35 protein-coding genes and 2 pseudogenes are annotated in these 25,464 nt (G+C 56.1%); 1 reads left to right on the top strand and 36 read right to left on the bottom strand.

What is annotated here, in order from left to right; genetic code table 11:
• Window positions 1-4: 4 nt before the first annotated feature.
• From AC1DFB_RS18110 to AC1DFB_RS18095, 4 genes are all read right to left on the bottom strand, one after another.
• Window positions 5-676 carry an HAD-IA family hydrolase gene (locus tag AC1DFB_RS18110; protein WP_170737479.1) on the bottom strand — a complete coding sequence of 224 codons (672 nt, stop codon included), beginning with the start codon at window positions 674-676 and terminating at the stop codon, window positions 5-7.
• On the bottom strand, window positions 673-1,716 hold the full coding sequence (locus AC1DFB_RS18105) for an RluA family pseudouridine synthase (RefSeq protein ID WP_170424555.1): 1,044 nt from the start codon (window positions 1,714-1,716) through the stop codon (window positions 673-675). Before AC1DFB_RS18105 ends, AC1DFB_RS18110 begins: the two co-directional genes overlap by 4 nt.
• A 104-nt stretch (window positions 1,717-1,820) precedes the next feature.
• Window positions 1,821-3,134: a replication-associated recombination protein A gene (locus AC1DFB_RS18100; RefSeq protein WP_480921797.1), complete on the bottom strand. Its 1,314-nt coding sequence runs from the start codon at window positions 3,132-3,134 to the stop codon at window positions 1,821-1,823.
• A gap of 3 nt (window positions 3,135-3,137) precedes the next feature.
• Window positions 3,138-4,523, bottom strand: coding sequence for a trypsin-like peptidase domain-containing protein (locus tag AC1DFB_RS18095; protein WP_170508756.1), 1,386 nt, complete (start codon window positions 4,521-4,523; stop codon window positions 3,138-3,140).
• 228 nt (window positions 4,524-4,751) lie between these two features.
• Here AC1DFB_RS18095 and budA point away from each other — a divergent pair, with 228 nt between their 5' ends.
• Window positions 4,752-5,540 carry an acetolactate decarboxylase gene (budA, locus tag AC1DFB_RS18090; protein ID WP_480921796.1) on the top strand — a complete coding sequence of 263 codons (789 nt, stop codon included), beginning with the start codon at window positions 4,752-4,754 and terminating at the stop codon, window positions 5,538-5,540.
• Window positions 5,541-5,627: 87 nt separating this feature from the next.
• On the opposite strand, the gene rplQ is transcribed toward budA, so the two are convergent.
• From rplQ to AC1DFB_RS17930, 32 genes and pseudogenes are all read right to left on the bottom strand, one after another.
• Window positions 5,628-6,050, bottom strand: a complete 423-nt coding sequence (gene rplQ, locus AC1DFB_RS18085; protein ID WP_170392888.1) for a 50S ribosomal protein L17 — start codon at window positions 6,048-6,050, stop codon at window positions 5,628-5,630.
• Between the two features lie 118 nt (window positions 6,051-6,168).
• Complete coding sequence (locus tag AC1DFB_RS18080; RefSeq protein ID WP_010437127.1) at window positions 6,169-7,185, bottom strand: DNA-directed RNA polymerase subunit alpha; 1,017 nt, start codon at window positions 7,183-7,185, stop codon at window positions 6,169-6,171.
• Window positions 7,186-7,299: 114 nt separating this feature from the next.
• Window positions 7,300-7,689 (bottom strand): 30S ribosomal protein S11, encoded by a 390-nt coding sequence (rpsK, locus tag AC1DFB_RS18075; protein ID WP_093965380.1) that lies wholly within the window; start codon window positions 7,687-7,689, stop codon window positions 7,300-7,302.
• A gap of 15 nt (window positions 7,690-7,704) precedes the next feature.
• Window positions 7,705-8,073, bottom strand: coding sequence for a 30S ribosomal protein S13 (gene rpsM / locus AC1DFB_RS18070; RefSeq protein ID WP_008757392.1), 369 nt, complete (start codon window positions 8,071-8,073; stop codon window positions 7,705-7,707).
• 549 nt (window positions 8,074-8,622) lie between these two features.
• Window positions 8,623-9,267: an adenylate kinase gene (locus tag AC1DFB_RS18065; protein ID WP_170424551.1), complete on the bottom strand. Its 645-nt coding sequence runs from the start codon at window positions 9,265-9,267 to the stop codon at window positions 8,623-8,625.
• The gene (gene secY / locus AC1DFB_RS18060; protein ID WP_170392890.1) at window positions 9,264-10,628 is read right to left on the bottom strand and encodes a preprotein translocase subunit SecY; all 1,365 of its coding nucleotides are present in this window, start codon (window positions 10,626-10,628) and stop codon (window positions 9,264-9,266) included. Before secY ends, AC1DFB_RS18065 begins: the two co-directional genes overlap by 4 nt.
• Before the next feature lie 109 nt (window positions 10,629-10,737).
• Window positions 10,738-11,212, bottom strand: a pseudogene (gene rplO / locus AC1DFB_RS18055) (50S ribosomal protein L15).
• 201 nt (window positions 11,213-11,413) lie between these two features.
• On the bottom strand, window positions 11,414-11,629 hold the full coding sequence (locus AC1DFB_RS18050; protein WP_170402789.1) for a DUF1127 domain-containing protein: 216 nt from the start codon (window positions 11,627-11,629) through the stop codon (window positions 11,414-11,416).
• Between the two features lie 216 nt (window positions 11,630-11,845).
• The gene (locus AC1DFB_RS18045; protein WP_170402792.1) at window positions 11,846-12,763 is read right to left on the bottom strand and encodes a hypothetical protein; all 918 of its coding nucleotides are present in this window, start codon (window positions 12,761-12,763) and stop codon (window positions 11,846-11,848) included.
• A 144-nt stretch (window positions 12,764-12,907) separates the two neighbouring features.
• Window positions 12,908-13,096: a 50S ribosomal protein L30 gene (gene rpmD / locus AC1DFB_RS18040; protein WP_170402795.1), complete on the bottom strand. Its 189-nt coding sequence runs from the start codon at window positions 13,094-13,096 to the stop codon at window positions 12,908-12,910.
• Window positions 13,097-13,108: 12 nt separating this feature from the next.
• Entirely contained in the window at window positions 13,109-13,672 is a 564-nt protein-coding gene (gene rpsE, locus AC1DFB_RS18035) for a 30S ribosomal protein S5 (RefSeq protein WP_480921795.1), read from the bottom strand.
• Between the two features lie 114 nt (window positions 13,673-13,786).
• Complete coding sequence (gene rplR, locus AC1DFB_RS18030) at window positions 13,787-14,146, bottom strand: 50S ribosomal protein L18 (RefSeq protein ID WP_037311722.1); 360 nt, start codon at window positions 14,144-14,146, stop codon at window positions 13,787-13,789.
• Between the two features lie 11 nt (window positions 14,147-14,157).
• On the bottom strand, window positions 14,158-14,691 hold the full coding sequence (rplF, locus tag AC1DFB_RS18025; protein WP_480921794.1) for a 50S ribosomal protein L6: 534 nt from the start codon (window positions 14,689-14,691) through the stop codon (window positions 14,158-14,160).
• A gap of 11 nt (window positions 14,692-14,702) precedes the next feature.
• Window positions 14,703-15,095, bottom strand: coding sequence for a 30S ribosomal protein S8 (gene rpsH / locus AC1DFB_RS18020; RefSeq protein ID WP_008757119.1), 393 nt, complete (start codon window positions 15,093-15,095; stop codon window positions 14,703-14,705).
• A gap of 13 nt (window positions 15,096-15,108) precedes the next feature.
• The gene (gene rpsN / locus AC1DFB_RS18015; protein WP_010437098.1) at window positions 15,109-15,414 is read right to left on the bottom strand and encodes a 30S ribosomal protein S14; all 306 of its coding nucleotides are present in this window, start codon (window positions 15,412-15,414) and stop codon (window positions 15,109-15,111) included.
• A 19-nt stretch (window positions 15,415-15,433) separates the two neighbouring features.
• On the bottom strand, window positions 15,434-15,994 hold the full coding sequence (gene rplE / locus AC1DFB_RS18010; RefSeq protein WP_170392897.1) for a 50S ribosomal protein L5: 561 nt from the start codon (window positions 15,992-15,994) through the stop codon (window positions 15,434-15,436).
• Complete coding sequence (rplX, locus tag AC1DFB_RS18005) at window positions 15,987-16,298, bottom strand: 50S ribosomal protein L24 (RefSeq protein ID WP_010437096.1); 312 nt, start codon at window positions 16,296-16,298, stop codon at window positions 15,987-15,989. The genes rplE and rplX overlap by 8 nt, the downstream gene beginning before the upstream one ends.
• Before the next feature lie 2 nt (window positions 16,299-16,300).
• Window positions 16,301-16,669, bottom strand: a complete 369-nt coding sequence (gene rplN, locus AC1DFB_RS18000; protein ID WP_008757934.1) for a 50S ribosomal protein L14 — start codon at window positions 16,667-16,669, stop codon at window positions 16,301-16,303.
• Between the two features lie 76 nt (window positions 16,670-16,745).
• Entirely contained in the window at window positions 16,746-16,976 is a 231-nt protein-coding gene (gene rpsQ, locus AC1DFB_RS17995; RefSeq protein ID WP_068340771.1) for a 30S ribosomal protein S17, read from the bottom strand.
• Between the two features lie 4 nt (window positions 16,977-16,980).
• Complete coding sequence (gene rpmC, locus AC1DFB_RS17990; RefSeq protein WP_010437082.1) at window positions 16,981-17,187, bottom strand: 50S ribosomal protein L29; 207 nt, start codon at window positions 17,185-17,187, stop codon at window positions 16,981-16,983.
• Window positions 17,188-17,459: 272 nt separating this feature from the next.
• Window positions 17,460-18,242 (bottom strand): SDR family NAD(P)-dependent oxidoreductase, encoded by a 783-nt coding sequence (locus tag AC1DFB_RS17985; protein ID WP_480921793.1) that lies wholly within the window; start codon window positions 18,240-18,242, stop codon window positions 17,460-17,462.
• 54 nt (window positions 18,243-18,296) lie between these two features.
• Window positions 18,297-18,917 (bottom strand): 2OG-Fe(II) oxygenase family protein, encoded by a 621-nt coding sequence (locus AC1DFB_RS17980; RefSeq protein ID WP_170567436.1) that lies wholly within the window; start codon window positions 18,915-18,917, stop codon window positions 18,297-18,299.
• 40 nt (window positions 18,918-18,957) lie between these two features.
• A complete protein-coding gene (locus AC1DFB_RS17975) occupies window positions 18,958-19,506 on the bottom strand; it encodes an amino acid synthesis family protein (RefSeq protein ID WP_480921792.1) in 549 nt (182 codons plus the stop codon).
• Window positions 19,507-19,666: 160 nt separating this feature from the next.
• Window positions 19,667-20,080 (bottom strand): 50S ribosomal protein L16, encoded by a 414-nt coding sequence (rplP, locus tag AC1DFB_RS17970; protein WP_039538270.1) that lies wholly within the window; start codon window positions 20,078-20,080, stop codon window positions 19,667-19,669.
• Window positions 20,081-20,092: 12 nt separating this feature from the next.
• Window positions 20,093-20,803 (bottom strand): 30S ribosomal protein S3, encoded by a 711-nt coding sequence (rpsC, locus tag AC1DFB_RS17965; RefSeq protein ID WP_008758042.1) that lies wholly within the window; start codon window positions 20,801-20,803, stop codon window positions 20,093-20,095.
• Window positions 20,803-21,183, bottom strand: a complete 381-nt coding sequence (rplV, locus tag AC1DFB_RS17960) for a 50S ribosomal protein L22 (protein ID WP_039538267.1) — start codon at window positions 21,181-21,183, stop codon at window positions 20,803-20,805. Before rplV ends, rpsC begins: the two co-directional genes overlap by 1 nt.
• Window positions 21,184-21,186: 3 nt before the next feature.
• A complete protein-coding gene (gene rpsS / locus AC1DFB_RS17955) occupies window positions 21,187-21,465 on the bottom strand; it encodes a 30S ribosomal protein S19 (protein ID WP_010437056.1) in 279 nt (92 codons plus the stop codon).
• 3 nt (window positions 21,466-21,468) lie between these two features.
• Entirely contained in the window at window positions 21,469-22,311 is an 843-nt protein-coding gene (gene rplB, locus AC1DFB_RS17950; RefSeq protein WP_008757664.1) for a 50S ribosomal protein L2, read from the bottom strand.
• Between the two features lie 236 nt (window positions 22,312-22,547).
• Window positions 22,548-23,096, bottom strand: coding sequence for a hypothetical protein (locus AC1DFB_RS17945; RefSeq protein ID WP_170402810.1), 549 nt, complete (start codon window positions 23,094-23,096; stop codon window positions 22,548-22,550).
• The gene (locus AC1DFB_RS17940; protein WP_480921791.1) at window positions 23,096-24,001 is read right to left on the bottom strand and encodes a hypothetical protein; all 906 of its coding nucleotides are present in this window, start codon (window positions 23,999-24,001) and stop codon (window positions 23,096-23,098) included. The genes AC1DFB_RS17945 and AC1DFB_RS17940 overlap by 1 nt, the downstream gene beginning before the upstream one ends.
• 165 nt (window positions 24,002-24,166) lie before the next feature.
• Window positions 24,167-24,244 (bottom strand): annotated as a pseudogene (locus AC1DFB_RS17935) (50S ribosomal protein L23); the annotation flags it as partial.
• Window positions 24,245-24,267: 23 nt separating this feature from the next.
• Complete coding sequence (locus AC1DFB_RS17930) at window positions 24,268-25,302, bottom strand: fatty acid desaturase (RefSeq protein ID WP_170402816.1); 1,035 nt, start codon at window positions 25,300-25,302, stop codon at window positions 24,268-24,270.
• Between the last annotated feature and the right edge of the window lie 162 nt (window positions 25,303-25,464).

Below are 25,464 nucleotides of genomic sequence, written 5' to 3'. Positions count from 1 at the left end.
CTCTTTAGCCCCAGATCTTGGCCAGTGCGCCTGGCAATTCTTCGAATGTTTCGATCACATGTGTCGCAGCCGTCAGTACCCGACGATCGTGATAACCCCAGCTGACACCGATCCCGGCAACCTGCGCGGCTGCGGCCATATCCATGTCAAAGCTGGTGTCGCCCACCATGACGGCTTGCGCAGCCGGCACGCCCGTTTCAGCCAAAGCTGTTTCTATCATCGACGGGTGCGGCTTGGACGGGTGGTGATCTGCAACCTGACGAGTAATAAAATGCTGCTGCAACCCATGCCCTTCAAGCAGCGCATCAAGCCCGCGCTGAGACTTGCCTGTGGCCACTCCCAAAAGTACCTCGGGCTGAGCGTGAAGAGCGTCAATCACTTGGCGCGCACCGGGATAAAGCGGCGAGCTTGCGGCGCCCTGCTCCAACCTTTGCGCGTGATAGGCCTGCTTATAACCGTCAACCAATGCGTCTTGTATCCGTTCGGACTGATCTGCTGCCAGACGCGCCATTGCATGGGGCAGAGATAAACCGACGATGGACAGGATCGCGTCACGATCCGGGACCGGCAGTGACTGCGCCTGAAAACAGGCGGTCATTGCCGAAACAATGGCACCCTGACTATCGACCAGAGTGCCATCCACATCAAACAGGACCAGCCGCAATGGAGCGTTCATCGCAACTCCTCAAACGGATCATCTGCAGCGAGGTCTTCGGTCCAGCCCAGCGTATCCCAGCTGTGTTTCATATGATCCGGTAAAGGCGCCGTAAGCGAGATGGGTTTGCGGGTCATCGGGTGTTCAAAGGACAGGCTGCGGGCGTGGAGGTGCAGCTTTTTGCTGATGATACCTCCCAACTGCGCGCCCCAGCCATCGCCGAGGTTTTCCTGCCCCGAGCCGCCATATTTCCCATCGCCAATGATCGGGTGGCCGATCGCCGCCATATGTGCGCGCAGCTGATGGGTCCGCCCCGTCACCGGCTCCATCGCGACCCAGGCTGCCCGCCCTGCAACGCGATAGAGCGTTGCATAGAGCGTATGCGCGCGTTTCGCGCCGGGCGTATCGTTCACCTCGCTCGGATGAACAGCGATCATCTTCTCGCCTTCGCCATGCTTACCATGCCCCGGTGCCTTGACCAGCCCGGTCTTGATTTCGCCCAGGTACGGAGTTGGAACACCAGCTACCAGCGCCCAATAGATCTTTTGGGTGTTACGATGCCGGAACGCAGCGGTCAGCCCCTTGGCAGCCTCGCGCGTGCGGGCCAACAGCAGTACGCCCGAGGTGTCTTTGTCCAGCCGATGCACAAGGCGCGGGTTCTCGTCATACCCAAAGCGCAATGCCTCAGACAGGCTATCCACATGGCGGGTCTGACCACTGCCACCTTGAACCGGCAGACCATGCGGCTTGTTCAGCGCCAGCACGTGATCGTCTTTATAAATCACGCAAGACTGGATCATCTTTGCGTCAGCGTCCGAAACGCGATGCTTCACGACTGCGGGCTTGTGATCCGCGTCCGGCAGCGGCGGCACGCGCACGGACTGCCCGGCCTCTAGCCGCGTCGAAGCTTTGACCCGACTGCCATCTACGCGCAGTTCACCCTTGCGGCACATCTTCTCGATCCGGCCCTGGCTGACATGAGGAAACAGGCGGCGCAGCCAACGATCCAGCCTCTGGTCGCCATCGCCCTCTGCTACGGTGATCACCTGTACGCCGCTCATGCCATTGCCCCTTGTTCCGCACGGCTGATCCGCCCGGATTGTGCTTGTTTCAGTGCCTTAGAAATCATGCGCGTCTGTCGCGCGCATCGGGTGCAGAGTCAAGTCTAGCCCTGATTGCGTTGCGTTCTCAGCTTGGCGAAGTATTCCAGCCGTTTTTTCAGCTCGCGCTCAAAACCACGCTCTACCGGCTGATAGAGAACCGGGCGCTTCATATCATCCGGGAAATAGTTCTGACCCGAGAACCCATCTTCGGCATCGTGGTCATAGGCATACCCTGCACCATATCCCTGATCCTTCATCAGCGATGTCGGAGCGTTCAGGATATGTTTGGGTGGCGGTTCACTGCCCGATTGCTTGGCCAGCCGCATCGCCGCCTTATACCCCACATAGGCCCCGTTCGATTTCGGAGCGAGCGCCAGATACACCAACGCCTGCGCCAGTGCCAACTCGCCCTCGGGCGAGCCCAGCCGTTCATAGGCTTCCCAACTGTGCAGGCAGATCGATTGCGCCTGAGGATCGGCCAAACCGATATCTTCAACCGCCATCCGCGTGATCCTCCGCGCCAGATAGCGCGGGTCTTCGCCGCCGGTCAGCATCCGCGCAAACCAATACAGCGCCGCGTCAGGGTCCGATCCGCGCACCGATTTGTGCAGGGCCGAGATCAGATTGTAATGCTCATCCCCCGATTTGTCGTATTTTGCGGCCCGTCGCATCAGGCGCGTCGACAATGCATCCGGGTCCAGATCGGCGTCCACTTTCCAAGCAGCAACCTGTTCAATCAGGTTCAGTAGTGCGCGACCGTCGCCATCTGCCATCTCCTGCAGCGCTTCGCGGGCGGCAGACGTTAGCGGCAAGGCGCGGTCAAGCTCATTCTCGGCGCGTTGTGTCAAACGCTCAAGATCAGCAAGGCTAAGGCGTTCCAGAACCAGCACCTGAGACCGGCTGAGTACCGCCGCGTTCAACTCGAAGGAAGGGTTTTCGGTCGTCGCGCCAACCAGGAGGATCGTGCCGTCCTCCATATGCGGCAGAAACCCGTCCTGTTGCGCTTTGTTAAAACGATGGATTTCGTCAACAAATAACAAGGTGCCCTGCCCGTTCTGACGACGGATTTTAGCAGCCTCAAATACCTTCTTCAGATCCGGCACACCGGTAAAAATCGCGCTGATCTGCACGAAATGCAGATCGGTTTCCTGCGCCAGCAACCGGGCAATGGTTGTCTTTCCCACACCCGGCGGGCCCCAGAAGATCAGGCTGGACAGGCTACCTGACGCGAGCATCACCCCCAATGGCGCATCTAGTCCCAAAACCTGCTTTTGCCCGATCACCTCAGACAGGGATTGTGGGCGCAAGCGATCCGCAAGCGGCCTGTGCGGCGAAGCGGTTGGTTCCGCAGAACCGGTATCGAACAAATCACTCACGGATCACAACCGAAACCGCAATGAGATTAACCGGCTTCCCCGCTCAATCTCCATCTGTACCCGGCGACCTGGATCGGTCAGGGCCTGAACGATATCCTCCGGTGTCTCGGTTCTGGTTCCGTTGATACCTTTTACGACATCGCCCACACGCAATCCTGCGCGGCCGCCATAGCGGTTCGGATCAACCACTACGACGCCGGTCTGAGACAGCGACAAGCCAAGCTTTACGATCACCGCCGGATTTACACCCGAAACGATCAGACCTGGCATGACCGTATCCTCGTCCAGCGTAGTCTCATCCGCCGCAGGCGTTTCAGGCGGTTTGATCAGCGCCACTTCAATATCCGAGCGGTCTTCGCCCCGCAGCCGAGTCAGGACCGACTTTCCACCCACCCCGGCAACAGCCATGCGAAATTTCATCTCGGCCGGAGAATTCACCTCGTCTCCGTCGACATGAGTGACAACGTCCCCGACCCGCAGACCCGCTTCTGCCAGCGGACTCAGTTCATGTAAGTCAGAAATCACCACCCCGAGAGGGATGGCCATACCCAGAGACTCGGCTATATCCGCGCTCATGTGTTGACCGGCCATTCCTGCCCAAGGACTTACGAAGCTTTCGTTGCCTGCCTGCGCCTGCCGCAGGAATTCGGCCACCAGATTGGCCGGAATGGCAAATCCGATACCGTTCGATCCACCTGACCGTGTCAGGATTGAGGTGTTTATACCAATCAGATCGCCATTCACATCGATAAGCGCGCCACCGGAATTGCCCGGGTTGATCGCCGCATCGGTTTGAATGAAGTACCCTCGTGCATTTCCCGTCGCTGTTCCGGTACGCGCCAGCCCTGAAATAATTCCTGATGAAACAGTTTGGCCTACGCCGAACGGATTTCCGATCGCCAGCGTCAGCTCTCCTACTTCAACCTGATCGGAATCGCGCATCTGCAGGAACGGCAGATCGTTTGCCTCTTCCAACCGCAAGATTGCAATGTCGCTTTCTTTGTCACCCAGAACGACTTCGGCAGTGAATTCACGACGGTCGGTAGTCACGACCTGAATTTCCGATGCCATCCCCACAACGTGGTAGTTTGACACCACATACCCATCACCTGTGAGGATCACGCCAGAGCCGAGCGAATTCTGCACACGGGGGCGTGGCGTCCCAAATCCACGGCCAAAGAAGTCCTGAAAGAACGGGTCAGAAAATAGCGGATTTGCCCGCCCTTCGCGCACAATCTTGGCGTAGATGTTCACAACCGCCGGGGCAGCCTGCTTTACGACAGGGGCGAACCCGAGGCCGATTTCGGTCTGGCTTTTTGGTACCTGCGTCTCTGCGGCTGCCGGTATTGCGCCCATCAGCAATACTAGGGAACACAATAGTCTTAGCATCATCGGCCCTCCGGCAATATCGCCAACCGGATATGCGGGGCCGGTGCAAAGATTGCAAGCGACATAACCCGCTGCCTTCGACAATGCCGAGGACCTACCGCTTTCTTTTGAGCTATTCGCACAAATACACAGCTTCAGCATTATGGCTTCGCAAAGCGTTGCAAAAGTTTCACAGGGAGTTGTGTTATGTGTTGGACTTGGCGCTGAATCCAATCAGAGGGAACGACCATGCACAAAGACCGGGAATTGACCTTTGCAACGGCCCTTGCCTCTCATCATCAAAAAAAGAGCTTTGTGCGGGAAGAGCACGCCCACGAGTATTACCAGGCCTCACTACTGAGTGCCGTCATGCAGGGGGTCTATGATGGGACTGTTTCCATCGGTCAGCTGCTGGAACACGGAGATTTCGGTCTCGGTACCTTCAACGCCCTGGACGGAGAAATGGTGGTGCTGGATGGTGTCGCTTATCGCCTGGATGGGGAAGGCAAAGCGACAATTGCGGATAACGGCGCGCTGACACCATACGCAGCCGTCATTGACTTTGAACCGACGATTTCGCTTGCGTTGGATTCTCCTGTTAACAAGTCCGATTTCGAGGAGGGTTTGGATGACATGGCCGATGCAAAGAACTTGTTTTATGCGGTTCGTTTCACCGGATTGATCAAACACAATAGGTATCGAAACGTTTTGAAACAGGAACGGCCATACAAACCTTTGCTGGAAGTGGTCAAAACGCAGGCCGAGTTTGAATTGGAAAACGTGGAGGGAACTATTCTCGGGTTCCGTTGCCCTGACTACGCAGTCGGGATCGGCGTACCGGGTTACCACTTGCATTTCATCTCTGACGACCGGACCACCGGTGGGCACGTACTTGATTACACATTGACCCGGGGAAAGATCGAAATCGATCACACCTCGTCTCTTCATCTGGAATTGCCAGAGACAGAGGATTTCTCTGACGCCAATTTGTCCGCGGGAGCGTCAGCGGATGGTATTCTGAAAGCCGAAAGCAATTAAATTTAGGCCGACTTGGATTTTCACACGGAGCAAAAGAAAACCCCCGCGTCTGCGACGCGGGGGCTGAGACTCAGATATAGCCAAGGCTTATTCTTCGTCTGCGGCCTCTTCGGCGGCAACACGAGCTTTGTCGGCCGCGCCTTTGGCGTCGATGTCGCGGTCAACGAATTCGATGATCGCCATCGGTGCCATGTCACCATAGCGGAAGCCAGCTTTTAAGATACGGACATAACCGCCCTGACGCTCGGCGTAACGAGGGCCCAGAACTTCGAACAGCTTGGCGACGTCTTTGTCTTCTTTCAGCTGTGCTGCGGCCTGACGGCGGGCGTGCAGGTCGCCGCGCTTGCCCAGAGTGATCAGTTTTTCAACGATCGGGCGCAGTTCTTTTGCCTTGGGCAGAGTTGTTTTGATTTGCTCATGCTCGATGAGCGAGCCAGCCATGTTTGCAAACAGAGCTTTGCGGTGCTCATGAGTACGGTTCAGGCGGCGATAACCACGTGCGTGACGCATTTTCTAGTTCCTTCTTTCGCGTTTTGCTTTGTCTGGCCGGCGATGCGTGTCACCGGCTCTCCTTGGGGCGGAAGTGCCCATATGGTCCCCGGCAGCCCGGGCATTTGTGAAGACGCGCTTAGAACGCGTCTTCGAATTTCTTGGCCAGATCTTCGATGTTGTCGGGCGGCCAGTCCTCGACATCCATGCCGAGGTGCAGACCCATGCCGGATAGCACTTCCTTGATCTCGTTCAGCGACTTGCGGCCGAAGTTCGGAGTGCGCAGCATCTCGGCTTCGGTCTTCTGGATCAGATCGCCGATGTAAACGATGTTGTCGTTCTTCAGGCAGTTTGCCGAACGGACCGACAGTTCCAGCTCGTCCACTTTCTTCAGCAGCAGCGGGTTGAACTCCAGACCATCGTCCTCGTCCTGGCGGCCAGCCGATTCCGGCTCGTCGAAATTGACGAAGATTGACAGCTGATCCTGCAGGATGCGTGCGGCAAATGCCAGCGCGTCTTCCGGCGTGATCGAACCGTCGGTGTCGATCTTCAGGGTCAGCTTGTCATAGTCCAGAACCTGACCTTCACGGGTCGGCTGAACGTCATAGGCAACCTTTTTGACCGGCGAGTAGATCGCGTCGATCGGGATCAGACCGATGGGCGCGTCTTCGGGCTTGTTCTTCTCAGCCGAGACATAGCCCTTGCCGGTGTTGACGGTCAGTTCCATGAACAGGTCTGCGCCATCATCCAGGTGGCAGATGACGTGATCACGGTTCAGAACCTCGATGCCAGCGCTCTCGCTGATGTCGCCAGCGGTAACTACTGCGGGGCCTTTGGCATTGATCGACAGGCGCTTGGGGCCTTCGACTTCCATGCGCAGGGACACGCCTTTGAGGTTCAGGATGATGTCGGTGACGTCTTCACGCACACCTGCGACCGAGCTGAACTCGTGCAACACGTTGTCGATCTGAACGCTAGTGATGGCCGCGCCTTGCAAGCTGCTCATCAGAACGCGGCGTAGCGCGTTGCCCAGTGTCAGACCAAAGCCACGTTCCAGCGGTTCGGCAACCAGGGTTGCCTGACGTGCGGGGTCGTTGCCCGGCTTGCCGTCAAGCTGGGTCGGCTTGATCAATTCTGCCCAATTCTTATGGATCATGTAATCCCTCCATTCCTGTCCGCGCCCCATGACCAACAAGGTGCAGACGCCCGAGGTTCAAAATGACGTGCTGGGGCCGTGCAGAAACACAGCCCCAGCTCAATTCAAAATCGCTTAGACGCGACGACGCTTCGGCGGACGGCAGCCGTTGTGAGCGATCGGTGTCACGTCGCGGATGGACGTGATGTTGAAGCCCACTGCAGCCAGCGCACGCAGAGCCGATTCACGACCCGAACCGGGGCCCTGAACTTCGACTTCGAGCGTCTTGACGCCATGTTCCTGCGCCTTTTTGCCTGCATCTTCTGCAGCCATCTGAGCGGCGTAGGGTGTCGATTTCCGCGACCCTTTGAAGCCCATGGTACCGGCAGACGACCATGCAATGGCGTTGCCCTGTACGTCCGAGATCAGGATCTTGGTGTTGTTGAAGGTCGAGTTCACATGGGCAACGCCCGATGCGATGTTCTTACGCTCTTTGCGCTTAACGCGAGTCTTGTCACGTGCCATCGGTCAGACCCTCCCTTATTTCTTCTTACCGGCAATGGCCTTTGCGGGGCCTTTGCGAGTACGAGCATTGGTGTGGGTACGCTGACCGCGAACCGGCAGGTTGCGGCGGTGACGCAGACCGCGATAGCAGCCCAAGTCCATCAGACGCTTGACGTTCATCTGAACTTCACGACGCAGGTCACCTTCGACGGTGAAGTTTGCATCGATGTGCTCGCGGATGGCCAGAACTTCTGCGTCGGACAGTTCGTTGACGCGACGGTGCGCTTCAATGCCTACGGCTTCGCAGATCGCTTTGGCCGAGGTGTTTCCGATACCGGTGATATATGTGAGGGCGATTGGTACCCGCTTTGCAGTCGGGATGTTTACGCCGGCAATACGTGCCACGTGTCACTTTCCTTTTTGTTGCGGTTCCGTAGCTCCGGAACCTTTTTTCACAACACTTGACCGTGGCAGTGACGCCAGAGGGTCCAGTATTATTCGAGGTGGTCGGGGCAATTGGGACGAATCCCGCATGCGGTCTTGATTCCCTTTAGGGATGGGGGTGCGTAGAGACTTTTAAGAGGATCGTCAAGCCATACAAAGTGAGGTTGGAATTTCATTCCCTCACCACATCGACCCGATGCGACATATCGTGGCAAATCCGGAGGCCTTGATCCGAAAATTTACATTGTATCTCTTCACGCTCTGCACTGAGTTTCCCTCCAAAAAATCTAAAAGCAAGGAATGGAAGAGAAAATAAGATGGCAACCGATATTGTCGATTTGAGCGGTGGAAAGAAACCGAGTATCGGACCAAACATAAAGATAGCCGTAAACACACAAATAGCAGGCAAGGTTCGTTGCCTGAACGTAGTGCTTTCCGCCTTTATAAGCTCTCCATATCTTTCGAATGCTTCTTCAAGATCTTCAGGAACCGGAACAGTCGTCGACTGCATCACCCCAAAACAGCTTCAATCGACGCCGTAACTTCCTTGATATCCGCCAGCCCGTTCACCGGACGCAGATCGCCTTTGGCGTAGTAGTAACCAATCAGCGGAGAGGTCTTTTTATAGTATTCCATCAACCGCGTGCGCAGGCTGTCTTCGTTGTCGTCGGCGCGACGGACAAAGTCATTCTCCTTGCCGCAATTGGTGCATTTGCCATCCGCAGGAATCGGCTTGGTGTTGTCGTTATAGACCTCACCACATCCGCCGCAGGTTGACCGCGCCGTGATCCGGTCCACCAGCGCGTCATCGTCCACACGCATCTCGATCACCGTATGCAGCGACTGGCCCAGCTTGGTCAGCAGAGCCGACAGCGCGTCTGCCTGTGCCAGCGTCCGGGGGAAGCCGTCAAAGATGAAACCGGCACCTTTTTCGGTGGTCAGTTTCTCTTCAATCAGGCCGATCACGATCTCATCGGTGACCAGCTTGCCCGCGTCCATGATCGCAGCAACCTTCTGGCCCATTTCCGTGCCCGAGGTTTTCGCCTCGCGCAGCATGTCTCCGGTGCTGAGTTGCACCATACCGCGGGTTTCAACCAGGTGACGCGCCTGCGTTCCTTTGCCTGCCCCCGGGGGGCCGAGAAGAATGATGTTCATCGACGAGCAGCTCCCTTTCTGCCGCGTTTCTTGCCTTTGCCGCGCAGCTGGGACTTTTCAATCAGCCCTTCGTATTGATGCGCCAGCAGGTGGCTCTGGACTTGTTGGATCGTGTCCATGGTCACAGAGACGATAATCAGAACCGAGGTGCCGCCGAAATAGAACGGGATAGCAAACTGGCCCCGCAGGATTTCAGGCAGCAGACAAACGGCCGCCAGATAGGCCGAACCCAGAACCAGCACGCGGTTGACGACGTATTCCAGATATTCGGCGGTTTTCTTGCCCGGACGGATACCCGGTACAAAACCGTTCTGCTTTTTCAGGTTGTCCGCCACATCGTCCGGCTTGAACGACACGTTGAACGTGTAGAAATAGGCGAAGAACACGATCATCGAAGCGAAGAACAGCAGATAAAGCGGCTGTCCGGGGCCGAAGTTGGCCAGCAGCCACGACATCACCGGGCCATTTGTGGCGCCCGACGAGAAGGTCGAGATCGTTACCGGCAGCAACAGCAGCGAGCTTGCAAAGATCGCAGGGATCACACCCGCCGGGTTCACTTTGACCGGCAGGTGGCTGGAGCCGCCTTCGTAGACTTTCATACCAGCCTGACGGCGCGGGTATTGGATATGGATCTTGCGCAGGGCCCGCTCCATGAACACCACAAAGGTGATCACGGCGATGACCATGATGATCACACCCACGATCACGGCGGGGCTGATTGCACCGCTGCGGCCCGAAGCGAAGAACTGCGCCAGAGCGGCGGGAACCTCGGCAATAATGCCAACGAAGATGATTAGAGAGATACCGTTACCGATGCCGCGTGCGGTGATCTGCTCGCCCAGCCACATCAGGAACATGGTGCCGCCGACCAAAGTGATCATGGTCGACATACGGAAGAACATGCCCGGATCGGTCGCAAGATCGCCCGATTCCAACGAAACCGCCAGACCATAAGCCTGAACGGTGGCCAGAGCCACGGTACCGAAACGGGTGTATTGGTTGATCTTCTTGCGCCCTTGCTCGCCCTCTTTCTTGAGCTGTTCGAGCGCGGGAACCATTGATGTCAGCAGCTGCACGATGATCGAGGCCGAGATATAGGGCATGATGCCGAGGGCAAAGATACCCATCCGCCCCAGCGCCCCGCCGGTGAACATCGAAACCATGCCGCCGATGCCCTGCCCCGCTTGCTCCATGAACTCACGCAGGGCTTGCCCGTCGATACCTGGGACCGGAATGAAGGTGCCCAGACGATAGACGATCAACAAACCCAGCGTGAACAGGATGCGGTTGCGCAGATCGGTGGCTTTGCCCAAAGCAGCCCAGCTTGTGTTGGCTGCCATTTGTTCTGCTGCTGATACCATAAATCGGTCTCTCTTATGAAAACACCGCCCGGAACCGTTTTCCGGCTCGGGCGGCGTCTTGGAAAACTCTGAGGTCTATGTAAGCGGGTCTGCGCCCGCTCACAAGCGCTTACTCTGCCGCAGCAGCTTTTGTGACCGTCAGTGAGCCGCCCGCTTTCTCAACTGCCTCAACAGCAGATTTCAGAAGCACCGGTGACTTCCAGGTTCACTTTGGCGGTGATTTCACCTTTGGCCAGAACGCGAACACCGTCCAGCTTGCGGCGGACCAGACCGGACGCAACCAGCGCGTCCTCGGTGATCGCAGCTTTGGCGTCCAGCTTGCCGGCGTCGACGAATTTCTGGATCAGGCCCAGATTGATAACGGCGAATGCCTTGCGGTTCGGCTTATTGAAGCCACGCTTGGGCAGGCGCTGGTACAGCGGCATCTGGCCGCCTTCGTAGCCATTGATGGCCACACCCGAACGGGATTTCTGGCCTTTGATACCACGGCCACCCATTTTACCTTTGCCAGAACCGGGACCACGGCCAACGCGGGTGCGTTTAGGTGCGGCGCCAGGATTGTCGCGCAATTCGTTCAGTTTCATTTCGCTTCTCCTAAGCCGGATGTGACCCCCGAAGCGTGATGGGCCAAACACGGCATTTCTTGATTTTGATTCTCGTGGATGGAAATCCACCGGAGCGCTCTACAGCGTTGTGCCCTGCGTTGCAAGGTTTGATCCATCACAATTGCCAAAACCAAAAGAGGCGCCAGATTGGCGCCTCTTCAACGGTGAGTGGTTCAGGTGTTACGCGCAATATGCGTGGTCGCGTGCAATATCTGCGATATCACAACGGCGAACGCCGATATCGTCCAGCTCGCGATTGCTCAGGCTTTGCAGTTCGCGATAGGTGCGGCTGTATTCTGCAGCCCGAGCGCGGTTTTCTTTTACGCGCTCAACAAAGCTCGCAATACGAGCACTCAGGTTGAAACCGCCATGTGTCAGTGTTGCTGTATGTGCCATATCTAATTTCCTTTCTGTTCCGAGGCGTATTCCCCGGGCGTTTCCATTTGTTCCTTTGTGGACAAGGCTCAGATAGGAGTGTTCGATATCGCTAACAACGCGCGTTTTGGTCTAGCCGATATGCGGTGGGGGAATGGCAAGCGGGAGTACGCAGGCTACTCTGAATGCAACGTATGTCCACTTTGCGGACAAAACCGACCTTGACTCCGTCGGATTTCACACGTCTTGATTTTTTAGGCACCTAATCACTGAGGCTTCAAGTAGTTCGCGATTCAACGGCATACTTTCGGCAGATGTGCCTAAGAGGACAAAAGCCGTCTTCCAAGTCGCATCGCAAAACCCGGATGCATTCATCCATGCAACAAAGGCAGCGAACCGCATTCCATTGAGTTGTATCTCGTCAGGTTCATAGCTCGTTTCAATCGGAAACAATTCCAAGTTCGGCGGTTGGCCTTGGGCGACGTCCAGAGCAAGCTGTAGCCCAACGCCATCAATCGTATCGTTGATATCACCATCTTTCGTTTCCGAAATCAGATATTCCAAAAACTCTTGAAGTGTTTCCTCTTTGGATTCTGGGCTCTCAAGCAGCTTTGTAAAAGTAAGCAGTCTTCTTTGTTGGTATCCGTCCGGCTCAAGACGTTGTGCGAAGGTGCGAAGTAGTTCGGAATCTCCGACTGCAATCGGCATATAGTATTGGCTTATTAGTGAGTTAGGTGTTGCGGCAAGTAATTCCAGCGCTTTCTCGACGCACCCGTTCAGCCAGTAAGCTGCGATGATCCTGCTTTGGTCTCTGGGGTTTGAGCGGGAAAAATCAATGAGTTGAATGACATCGTAAAGCGACCCGTCTTGTAGTTTCTTTCTTAGTGCCCCTTTATCGCCATCGAACTGCAACAAAGCCGTACGCATCAAAAGACGCTGTAACCCATCCCGCTGTTCGTGGGCGGGTTCTTTAGACATAAGCAACATATTCAAGCTGGCCCGCCTAACGTCTTGCTCCGTGCCATCGCCCAAACCGTCCAAAAATGACTGTGTAAGAGGTTCGTCATGCCATGTTGGCGTATCAAAGCATTCCGCAAACGCGGGCATGGTGGAGCACGTTGTTCCTAGAGCCACCAATAGGGTTCGAAAATTCATAGCGATATCATCCCGAATAAGTTTACCCCTATTACCAATGCGGAGGTTGGTACGCTATGGGCTCAAAGCGGACAAACACAATCGCAAACACGAAAAAAGCCCCCGAAACTTCGGGGGCCTTTCAATTCGCGAAAGAGACTGCGCTTAGCCGCGCTCTTCGATGATCTCAACCAGATGCGGGATCTTGTTGACCATGCCGCGGACCGAAGGAGTATCTTCCAGTTCACGGGTTTTGTTCATCTTGTTCAGGCCCAGACCGATCAGGGTTGCGCGCTGTTCGGCGGGGCGACGGATCGGGGAACCGATCTGCTTGACGACGATGGTTTTTGCCATGGGTCGCTCTCCTTATGCTTCTGCTTCAGCTGGGGCTTCGTCCCGCTTGGGCAGGATGTCAGCAACCTTTTTGCCACGACGCTGTGCAACCGAACGCGGGCTCTGCTCTTTCTGCAGGCCGTTGATGGTTGCGCGGATCATGTTGTACGGGTTCTGCGAGCCCAGCGACTTGGACACAACGTCCTTGACGCCCAGCATTTCGAACACAGCACGCATCGGACCACCGGCGATTATACCAGTACCTTCAGGTGCGGTGCGCATAACCACTTTACCGGCGCCGTGACGGCCTTCGATATCGTGGTGCAGCGTACGACCTTCGCGCAATTGCACGCGGATCATCTGACGCTTTGCTTGCTCAGTTGCCTTACGGATGGCTTCAGGTACTTCTTTCGCTTTACCTTTGCCAAAGCCGACGCGGCCTTTCTGATCGCCGACAACCACGAGAGCGGCGAAGCCAAAGCGCTTACCACCTTTTACGGTTTTCGACACACGGTTGATCGCAACCAGACGATCTGCGAATTCCGGAGTTTCGTCGCGGTCACGACCACGGCCCCGGCGGTTATCACGTTCTGCCATTTTGGCATCCCTTATACTGTGGCGCTATCGGCGCCGTTTGTTCAATCCAAGTGAGCCCCGACTGTTGCCGAGGCCCCCGGATCATCGGGGCAGCCGCAAAGCTGCCCGCAAGTCTTAGATCTTCAGACCACCTTCACGCGCAGCGTCGGCCAGAGCCTTCACCTTGCCGTGGAACAAGAAGCCGCCACGATCGAAATAGGCCTCTTCGACGCCTGCCTTCTTGGCACGCTCGGCGATGGCCGCGCCCACTTTGGTGGCCGCTTCGACGTTGTTCTTGCCAACGATGCCCAGATCTTTTTCCAAGCTCGAGGCCGAGGCCAGGGTCACGCCGCGCACGTCGTCGATCAGCTGAACAGAGATATTCTTGTTCGAACGGTGTACGGACAGACGCGGACGACCCGCGTTGACCTTGCGAAGTTTGTTCCGAACGCGCAGGCGGCGCTTCAGAAACAGGGTTCTTTTGCTGTTTGCCATTGTCTGCGTCCTTACTTCTTCTTGCCTTCCTTGCGGAAGATGAACTCGCCCTTATAGCGGATGCCCTTGCCTTTGTACGGCTCGGGACGGCGCCACTCACGGATTTTGGCCGCGACTTCGCCCACCTGCTGCTGGTCGATACCTTCCACAACGATCTCGGTCTGCTTCGGTGCGGTGATGGTGACACCTTCCGGAGCAGTGAAATCAACATCGTGGCTGTAACCCAGGTTCAGCTTCAGGGTATTGCCCTGCATCTGAGCCCGGTAACCAACACCCTGGATCTCCAGCTCTTTTTTGAAGCCGTTGGTCACGCCTTCAACAAGATTGGCGACCATGGTGCGGCTCATGCCCCACTGCTGGCGCGCGCGCTTGGACATCCCACGAGGGTTGATCTGCACAACGTTGTCTTCGACCGACAGCGTTACGTCATCGGTTGCGGTGAAGCTGCGGGTGCCTTTCGGACCTTTAACTTCGATGGTCTGACCCGACACAGCAGCAGTAACGCCGCTGGGCAGCTCGACCGGTTTTTTACCAATACGAGACATTGCAGACCTCCTTAGAAGACGGTGCAGAGCACTTCGCCGCCAACATTGTTGGAGCGTGCGTTCTGGTCCGACATCACACCTTTCGGAGTGCTGACAATCGACACGCCCAAGCCCTGACGGACCTGCGGGATGTCATTGACGCCCATGTACACGCGACGACCGGGCTTCGAGACCCGCTTCAGTTCGCGAATAACAGGGGTGCCTTCGTAGTATTTCAGGCTGATTTCGATGGCCGGATGACCGTTTTCACCGGTCGTCGCTTCGTAGCCACGAATGTAACCTTCGTCCGCCAGCACGTCCAGAACCCAACCGCGCAGCTTGGAAGCCGGGGTGGAAACGGTGGACTTGCCGCGCATTTGCGCGTTGCGGATACGGGTGAGCATATCGCCGATAGGATCGTTCATATCATTCTCTCCCTTACCAGCTCGATTTCACCATGCCGGGGATCTGACCAGCAGAACCCAGCTCGCGCAGCGCAATACGGCTGACCTTCAGCTTACGGTAGTAAGCGTGGGGACGGCCGGTGAGCTGGCAGCGGTTATGAAGACGGGTCGCCGAGCTGTTGCGCGGCAGTTTCGCCAGTTTCAGACGCGCTTTGAAACGCTCTTCCATCGGCTTGCTCTCGTCATTCGCGATTTCTTTCAGCTCGGCACGCTTTGCGGCATATTTGGCCACCAGGCGTTCGCGCTTCTTCTCGCGTTCGATCATTGCTTTTTTAGCCATGTCTCAATCCTCCCGGCGCTTACGCGTTGAACGGCATGTTGAATGCTTTCAACAATGCCTTTGCTTCAGCGTCGGTTTTCGCTGTGGTGGCAATTACGATATCCAGGCCCCAGACCTCGTCGACTTTGTCGAAGTCGATTTCCGGGAACACGATGTGCTCTTTCATGCCCATGGCAAAGTTGCCACGACCATCGAAAGACGGCTTCACACCGCGGAAGTCACGAACGCGAGGCATCGCGATGGTGATCAGACGATCAAGGAATTCGTACATCCGGTCGCCGCGCAGGGTCACTTTCGCACCCAGCGGCATGTCTTCTCGGACGCGGAAACCCGCGATCGACTTCTTCGCCTTGGTTGCAACGGCCTTCTGGCCAGCAATCGCAGTCAGATCCTCGACAGCAGCTTTCGCTTTCTTCGAGTCTTTGACGGCTTCAGCACCACAACCGATGTTCAGAACGATTTTTTCCAGCTTGGGCAGCTGCATGTCGTTCTTGTAGCCGAACTCTTCTTTCAGAGCGGCACGGATGGTTTCGGCGTACTGAGCCTTCAGACGCGGGGTGTAGGTTGCGTTATCAAGCATCGATCACGTCCCCTGTGGTCTTGGCGAAGCGCACCTTCTTGTCGCCTTCCATGCGGAAGCCAACGCGGGTTGCTTTGCCGTTTTTGTCCAGCAGTGCCAGGTTCGACAGCTCGATCGGGTTTGCCTGAGGCAGGCGACCACCTTGCGAGGTTTGCGACTGACGGGTGTGGCGGATGGCGATGTTGATGCCATCGACAACAGCTTTACCGGCTTTAGGGTCAACCGAGGTGATAGTTCCCTCTTTGCCCTTGTCCTTGCCGGCCAGCACGACGACCTTGTCGCCTTTGCGGAGTTTAGCAGCCATGATTACAGCACCTCCGGAGCCAGCGAGATGATTTTCATGAAGTTCTTGCCGCGCAGTTCACGTACAACGGGGCCAAAGATACGGGTACCTACGGGCTCGTTGTTGTTGTTCAAGATGACGGCGGCGTTGCGATCGAAACGGATCGCGGTGCCGTCTTCGCGACGGACTTCCTTGGCGGTGCGTACGACGACGGCCTTCCGGACGTCCCCTTTCTTCACGCGGCCGCGCGGGATGGCTTCCTTCACCGAGACGACAATGATGTCGCCTACGGAGGCGTATTTACGCTTGGAACCACCCAGGACCTTGATGCACTGAACTCGGCGTGCGCCGGAGTTGTCAGCGACATCCAGATTGGTCTGCATCTGGATCATGTGGTTTCTCCCGACCTGTGGGGGCTGGTCTCGTTAAATCCCCCAGGGTTTCGACAAATGGAAAAATCCCGGAAGCTTACGCTTCCAGAACTTCCCAACGTTTCGTCTTCGATTTCGGCGCGCATTCGATGATGCGTACGGTGTCGCCGACTTTGAAGGCGTTCTTTTCATCGTGAGCCCGGTATTTCTTGGACTTACGGATGGTTTTCTTCAGAACCGGATGCGTAAAGCGGCGCTCGACGGATACGGTTACGGTCTGTTCGTTGGCGTCGCTGGTCACGGTGCCTTGCAGGATACGCTTGGGCATCTGATTACTCCTCGGATGCCGCAGCAGCGGCCTTTTCGTTCAGAATGGTTTTGACACGGGCAGCATTGCGGCGGGCCGCTTTGATGCCGGCTGTGTTTTCCAGCTGACCGGTTGCCTGCTGAAAGCGCAGGTTAAAGCTTTCTTTCTTCAGGTTGGCCAGTTCCTCGCGGAGCTGGTCCGGGGTCTTGTCACGCAGTTCTTGGGCGTTCATCGCCTTTTTCCTTTGCTCAAAACACCAGAAGGCCCCCTTACAGGGTCACCTTTGACCTGGTGGATGAATGATAGACATACGAATCGCCCGACAACGCCGGGAGATCGCAGGATGCCGCCGTATAAGGGTTTGGGGAGTGGGTGGCAAGGGAAAGTTTCAAACCGTGTTCGGGCAGATGAAACTACCTGTTTCCAAATTACCGCCGCCCTCTGAAACCGGGCAGCAGATCACTACTGCGACCTTTCTGGATCCCGACAAACGCGGCCAAGTGCTCAGGCACCTTTCTCCTGCATTTTCCGAACCATTTTCAGGCGCGCGCGTCGCGGCAGCAACGGCATGACCCAACCCAGCACAAACGCGAGCGACTTATCGTTGATCACCGTGAGCTTCCCATCGATCATGGCGTCATAGCCGACTTTGGCCACGGCCTCAGCGGTCGCCCCTTTTTGGGCAACAAGCTTCGTGCCCTCAAGATTTGCCGCAGCAGCAAATTCGGTCACGACATAGCCCGGCTCCAGCGCCGTCACAGTGACGCCCTTACCTTTCAGCTCCTCCGCGAGCGCCTGACTGAAACTCGAAACATAGGCCTTGGTGGCAAAATAGGTCGCCTGCAATGGACCCGGCATATGCGCCGCAGTCGAACTGACATTCAGTATCTTTCCGCCACCGCCACTGATCATATCCGTGCCGAACAGATGACACAGAGAGACAAGGGCTTCGACGTTCAGCCGGATCATATCCAGATCGTCCGAAAGGCGGCGATCCAAAAAAGCCCCATGCCCTCCGAATCCAGCATTGTTGATCAGGTAGTCGACCGTCAGGTCTTTGCACTTGACGGCCTCATAAAGTTTTTCCGCGCCTCCAACAGCACCCAGATCAAGCGGAATGGCAGTGACAGTAACATCGTGGGCTGCCTCAAGCTCTGATCTGAGGGCATCTAACGCATCTCCGCGTCGCGCACTGATGATCAGATTGCCGCCTCGCGACGCATGATAACGTGCCAATTCCCGACCAATTCCGGCTGATGCGCCTGTGACGAGAGCTGTTTTGGTCATAGTATCCTCCGACGAAGTAGCTGGAGCGCTTTCACCTTGACGCTTTAAGACGCTTCACTCCCATTTATAGTTGAAGCTAACAGAAATCCGCTCGTCCTCAGCCATATTCATCGGCACCTCGTGGCGCAGCCAGCTTTCCCACAGCAGGACGTCGCCCACCTGTGGCTTCATGTAGATGAAAGGCTGTAATTCCCGACGCCCGCCTTTCAGCCTCGTCGGGGCGGCCATCATACGGCCCGAACGTGGGTCTTCCAGTTTCAGTGCACTGGCCCCTTCCGGCATGGACACATAGGTCGTGCCCGAAATGACACTGTGAGGGTGCAGGTGACTGGCATGCATTCCGCCCTCGGGCAGGATATTGATCCACAGATCCTCAAGCTTCAACGCGCGGTCGTCCAGATCAAACTCCAAATCCTTGGCGAAAGCCGCGACGTGCTGATCCAGCACTTTGACAAGATCGGCAAATATCGGAAATCGCCAAGGCAAATCGGTCAGCGAAGCATAACTGGTGTAGCCGGGATACGCGTTCGCTTCACACCAGTCCTGCCCGGCCTCATCATCTTCAGCAATAACAAGGCATGAGCTTTCCAATTCCTCCACGTCGATCCTGGGATCGAATTCGGACAAGTTTGCGCGATAGAGACGGGTGACGAAGAGTGATTCAATCTGTGCCATGGGCTGGGCATACCCCAGCCCTCTCGGCAAGACCAGCCGCTTAGGTCTTGATGGGCCCTTTGCCACAGCGTGGTATCGGGCGACCTCCGTCGGCATAGGCGAGGCACAGCACGATCTCATCCGGTTTCGGCGCATCTGGGATGTTCAGCGTCATCGTGTCGAAATGATCGAACGACCACGGATTGTCCTTGTGCCCCAGCGGAAGATCAATCGCGCAACCCGGCGCGCCCAGCTTGGCGTTGGACGGTATCACCGCCTCACCTCCGCCCACCGCAGCGCGCATGGGCGCACCGAGTTTGGGGTGGATCACCGCCCCGCCCTGCTCAAGATCGCCGTTCATGCCGACAATCGCGGCTTTGCCGTACGAAACCGGCGGCCCATCAAGCTGAGAAACTGCCTCAGCGGCGAGTTCCGAACCCAGAATGGCGCCGATCTCGAACAACTCTGAAAGATCGTCCGAAAATTGCCCGGCCAGAGGGTTCTTCATCACCGCCAGCGCTGCAACCCGACTGATCGGATCACAAGGCTGGCCCAACTGGTCGGTGGTTATGACTTCCTTAATGAGCATCTTTTTGCGTAGCTGAACCATAGGACCCTCCCATTCCTGCAAGCTAGCCTAGGGGTGCGGCAGAGGGAGGTCGACGTTTTTCACGATCCACGAAGCACGGGCTGCCGAACCAAAAGAAAACCCCCGTCGGTTTCCCGACGAGGGTCAATCTTGTGACGAGCGGGGTCAAAGCCCCAATCGCTTACCAGTCTTCGCGGACCACAACGCGGGTCTTAATCGGCAGCTTCATCGCGGCCAGGCGCAGAGCCTCGCGAGCGATGTCGTCATTGACGCCATCGATCTCGAACATCACACGGCCGGGCTTTACTTTCGCTGCCCAGAAGTCAACGGAGCCCTTACCTTTACCCATACGGACTTCGGTCGGCTTCGAGGTCACGGGAGTATCCGGGAAAATCCGGATCCAAACGCGGCCCTGACGTTTCATGTGACGGGTCATGGCACGACGTGCAGCTTCGATCTGACGCGCAGTGACGCGCTCGGGCTGCAGTGCTTTCAGACCGTAGGTGCCAAAGTTCAGATCGGAACCGCCTTTGGCGAGCCCCTTGATCCGGCCTTTGTGCATCTTGCGGAATTTTGTACGCTTTGGTTGAAGCATATCTTTCCCTCCTTAGCGACGACCGCCACCAGCACCACGAGGTGCAGGGCCGTCCTGGAGTTCCTGTGCTTTACGGTCACGTGCCTGCGGATCGTGCTCCATGATCTCACCTTTGAAGATCCAGACCTTGATCCCGATGATCCCGTAAGGAGTCATCGCTTCGGCATGTGCGTAATCGATGTCGGCACGCAGGGTGTGCAAAGGCACGCGGCCTTCGCGGTACCACTCGGTCCGTGCGATTTCGGCACCGCCCAGACGACCAGCGACGTTCACCCGGATACCCAGGGCGCCCATGCGCATGGCGTTCTGAACAGACCGCTTCATCGCGCGGCGGAACGAGACGCGGCGCTCGAGCTGCTGAGCGATGGACTCGGCAACCAGCTGCGCGTCAAGCTCGGGCTTGCGCACTTCGACAATGTTCAGGTGCAGTTCGCTGTCGGTCATACGAGCAAGCTTTTTGCGCAGTACTTCGATGTCTGCACCTTTCTTGCCGATGATGACACCGGGACGTGCTGTGTGGATCGTAACGCGGCACTTCTTGTGCGGACGTTCGATGATCACACGGGCAACACCGGCCTGCTTGCACTCTTTGTTGATGAACTCACGGATCTTGAGGTCTTCCAGCAGAAGATCACCGTAGTCCTTGGTGTCGGCGTACCAGCGGCTGTCCCAGGTGCGGTTGACCTGCAGGCGCATGCCGATCGGATTGACTTTATGTCCCATTAGGCTTGCTCCTCAACTTGACGCACCTTGATGGTGATCTCCGAGAACGGCTTCATGATCTTGCCGAAACGGCCACGGGCACGCGGACGACCGCGCTTCATGACCAGGTTCTTGCCAACCCAGGCTTCGGCGACGATCAGTTCGTCGACATCCAGGTTGTGGTTGTTCTCGGCGTTGGCGATTGCAGACTGCAGGCACTTCTTGACGTCCTGCGCGACACGCTTGTTCGAGAAAGTCAAGTCGGTCAGAGCCTTCTCAACTTTCTTGCCGCGGATCATCTGCGCAACCAGGTTCAGTTTCTGCGGGCTGGTACGGAGCATGCGCGTTTTCGCCATTGCTTCGTTTTCGGCCACGCGGCGGGGGTTCTTTTCCTTGCCCATGACTTACTTCCGCTTCGCTTTTTTGTCTGCGGCGTGACCGTAATAGGTCCGAGTCGGAGAGTATTCACCGAACTTCTGACCGATCATGTCTTCCGAGACGTTGACGGGGATATGCTTATGGCCGTTGTACACACCAAAGGTCAGACCCACGAACTGGGGCAGAATGGTGGAACGACGCGACCAAATCTTGATGACTTCGTTGCGGCCCGACTCGCGCGCTGCTTCGGCTTTTTTCAGCACGTAAGCATCGACGAAAGGACCCTTCCAAACAGAGCGAGACATAGATTAACGTCCCTTCTTCTTGGCGTGCCGCGAGCGGATGATCAGCTTCTGGGACGCTTTGTTCTTGTTGCGGGTACGCTTACCCTTGGTGTCCTTACCCCACGGAGTAACCGGCGTACGGCCACCCGAGGTACGACCTTCACCACCACCGTGCGGGTGGTCGATCGGGTTCATTGCAACACCACGAACCGACGGGCGAACGCCCTTGTGGCGCATACGACCGGCTTTACCGAGGTTTTGGTTGCTGTTGTCGGGGTTGGACACGGCACCAACGGTGGCCATGCATTCCTGACGGACCATGCGCAGCTCGCCCGAGCTCAGACGGATCTGAGCGTAGCCGCCATCGCGACCAACGAACTGAGCGTATGTACCGGCCGCACGTGCGATCTGACCGCCTTTACCAGGCTTCATCTCGATGTTGTGGACGATGGTACCGATGGGCATGCCCGAGAACGGCATTGCGTTGCCCGGCTTGATGTCGGCCTTGGCGGATGCCACGACTTTGTCACCAACAGCCAGACGCTGCGGAGCCAGGATATATGCCTGCTCGCCGTCTTCGTATTTTACCAGTGCGATGAATGCGGTCCGGTTCGGGTCATATTCGATCCGCTCGACGGTTGCCGCGACATCAAATTTGTTCCGTTTGAAGTCAACGATCCGGTAGAGACGCTTTGCGCCACCGCCGCGGCGGCGTGAAGTGATCCGTCCGGTGTTGTTCCGGCCGCCCGATTTGGTCAAACCCTCAGTGAGAGACTTGACCGGACGTCCTTTCCAAAGCTCCGAACGGTCGATCAGCACCAGCCCGCGCTGGCCCGGCGTCGTCGGCTTGTACGACTTGAGTGCCATGCTTTCTGTCTTCCGTTTAGCAAGTGCAGGGAGTTTCCCCACTATGTGATAGGCCCCCGTAGGTGCCAAGGGTATAGGGCCCCGAAGGTCCCCGGTTACAAATATCAGAGGCCCCGGAACGAATCCGAGGCCGCAAGATTGGGAGCGTGTAACAGGGTTGGGGGTGGGTGTCTATAGGTAGCGACTCATCTTTCACCAGAAATCAAAGCCTACTCGTAAAACGATTAATACGTCTTTCAGTCGTGGGTTCCTTCAAAACGCAGTGGCTTGGAATACTCCGAGTCAAAAACCTCATGGGCACGCTTGAGGACCATCGCCACTGTCAAAAGAAAATGTGAGTAGATTCCAATTAATAATCCGGCTTCCACGCTGCATGGAACTGGCGCAGCAAAGAAAACTAAGAATGTCGTAACGGCCACGCATGAAAGCAATATCAAATAGGAAACGTTCGCGTTGACCTCTCTCAGCAACTCACGCGCATTCTGAGCCTCCACCTGCGCATCAGCCTCTAAGATCGCATCGCCAGTCGCTTTTCTATCTGCGCGAAAAACACCGTACATCGCAACTTGAGCACTAAACAAAAGCGCCGAGAAAATAGAGAAAACGGAGATCGAGACGCTATATACTTCATCAGACAAACGCGCGCCGAAATACCATGCGATCAAACCAAGTAACGCGGGAATGGCAAAGAAGATCGTTAAATCAAGCTTGCTAACTTCGTTAGCACCGACATTACGCAGCGTTGCAATATGAGCATTGACGATGGCTCCAACCGAAATCTTCATTACAACATCCCATATTCTGCGCGAAAGTCAGTAATGACATTTGTCGCGACTTCCGAAATAGAGTCGAAAGAAGGATGCTGATCCTCATCCAAATCAACGTCTTCGGTGATGTCGATGACACCTGCGTTGTTTGAAGGACCAACAATACCAACTTTTCGATAGGTTTTTCCGATGCTGATCAGAGCGCTTGCTTCCTCAAACTCGATACCCTCAAACAAAAACGCCGTACCCCCTTGAGCCGCGCGAATTTGTGGGGCTACATCGGAGTACGTTCCGAACAATCCTGACCTGCCCGCAGAGAACGAAAGCTCAACATTGAGTTCTTCTGGAGGCAAGTTTCTCAAAATCTCAGCCCTGTCTTTTGGCACCCTCTTTTTCGATAATATAAGCTTCTTGACTGGAGAGTTTCGATACGCGTCATCGGAGGTCGGCATTACCTTTCTCGTTGTCAACCTAAGATGCTCAAATCTGTCGCTGAAATCCTTAGTTAGATCACCCAATACCTGAGACACACATGAACGCTCTCGAAAGGACTGGAGCGCTGCAAATCCATAGTTTCCAAAATCAGGAACCCAGAACTGATAATATAGCGGAATCTCTTCAACGTCCCCGGCAGTTCGGTCGTAGAGAACTTCGCTATTCGCAGGATTAACTATCTTGGAGCTAAATCCATAGGTGCCGTAATGAACAAGTCCATGACGACTACGCCCTTGATCTTCTTCCGGTTCCAAGCGCCAGCTTCTCTCAATGTTGTTATTTTGGAGGGTTGTGAACTTAGAAGCAACAAACTGCGGAAGAAATTCATGTAACTCCGATCCAGTCCCAGCATCAGAAAACGGAACCGACTGGTAGTTGTCTTTTCGACTAAGCATCAATTGATAATCATAAAGGCCAATTTTGCTCATAGGGCCCTCTCAACAAATTTAATATCAAGACTTGATAACTCTTAGGTCGAGATACGCAATACTTCCTCAACCTAAAGGAAAATTCGTCACACCCATTCTGCCCGTAGTTAACAAAAAACCCCCGCTTTCGCGGGGGCTTCTATCTCTCTCCAAAGACAGGTCCGATCAAAGACCAGTGGATACGTCGATGGTGTTAATCTCTTCCAGGGTCACATATGCTTTTTTGACGTCTATCCGACGGCCCTACTGGCTGCAGAACCTGCCTCTCACCCATAAAGCGCGCGCGCCTCGGCGAAGGATAACAGGCGACGACTTTGCTCATCCCACAGATGCAGCCGCGCATTGGCGAGGCTCTCGCGGATGGTCATCTGATTGCTGTTGGCCAGTTCGTCGTGATCCCGCAGCACCTCGGTCAGGCGGTAGAACGGAATGCGGCTGTACAGATGGTGCACGTGGTGGATGCCGATATTGGCGCTGAACCACTGCAACACGGACGGCAGAATATAGTGCGAGCTACCGTGAAGGGCCGCCTCATGCAGTTGCCAATCGTCGTCCGAATCCCAATGCGTTTCTTCGAATTGGTGCTGTACATAAAACAGCCATACTCCGGCAGTTGCCGCAATCAGGGTTGATGGCAGAAAGATCAGCAAGACCGGCATTATGCCGCCAAAGTAGTAGACGGCCAGAAGAGCGGCCAGGATGGCAACATTGGTGCCCATCGCGCTGACCCAGAACCTCACACTGCCCGTCAAACCCAGCGGGAGGCGGTTCTGGAACAGGAACAAATAACCGGGGCCAAGCACGAACAGAGTAATGGGATTTCGGTAAACGCGATACCAGAACCGGTTCATGGGAGACTTGGATTGGTACTCAGCCACTGTCAGCGTGTGGATATCCCCCATTCCCCGCTTGTCCAAGTTACCCGAACTGTTGTGATGGTAAGAATGAGTGCGGCGCCAGACATCATAGGGTGTTAGGGTCAGCACCCCGATCACCCGTCCAACCCAGTCGCTGACTGTCCGGTTCTTGAAGAACGCCCCGTGCCCGCAATCGTGTTGGATCGCAAACAGGCGCAGCAGGAAGGCCGCATTCAGGACCGCAATGGCAAATGCCAGCCAGTAGCTGATGGATAATGCCATCCAGGACAGCGCCCAAAGCACAAAGAATGGGATAATGCTGACACCCAGCTCAAAGGAACTGCGCCATTGATTAGGTTCGCGGTATTTGGCAAGCGTCGAAACCCAATCCCGCGCGGCAGTTCTATCCGGGTTTTCCCGGGTCGAGAGAGAGGTTTCGGTCATGCGCCTGCCATGTCTTTTGCTTGTTGGAAGCCGGATAGACTACCCGCGCGACATAGCAAGCGAATTGTGCAAAATATGAGAGTTTAGTGCTCAAAATTTTGTGTCGCCGCGTAAGAACAACCCCCATGAGCACGCCACTTACCTCTCCCCAAAGACGCGTCC

The sequence above is a fragment of the Ruegeria sp. S84 genome (assembly GCF_056583445.1).
This window is presented reverse-complemented; position numbering and strand designations above follow the sequence as displayed.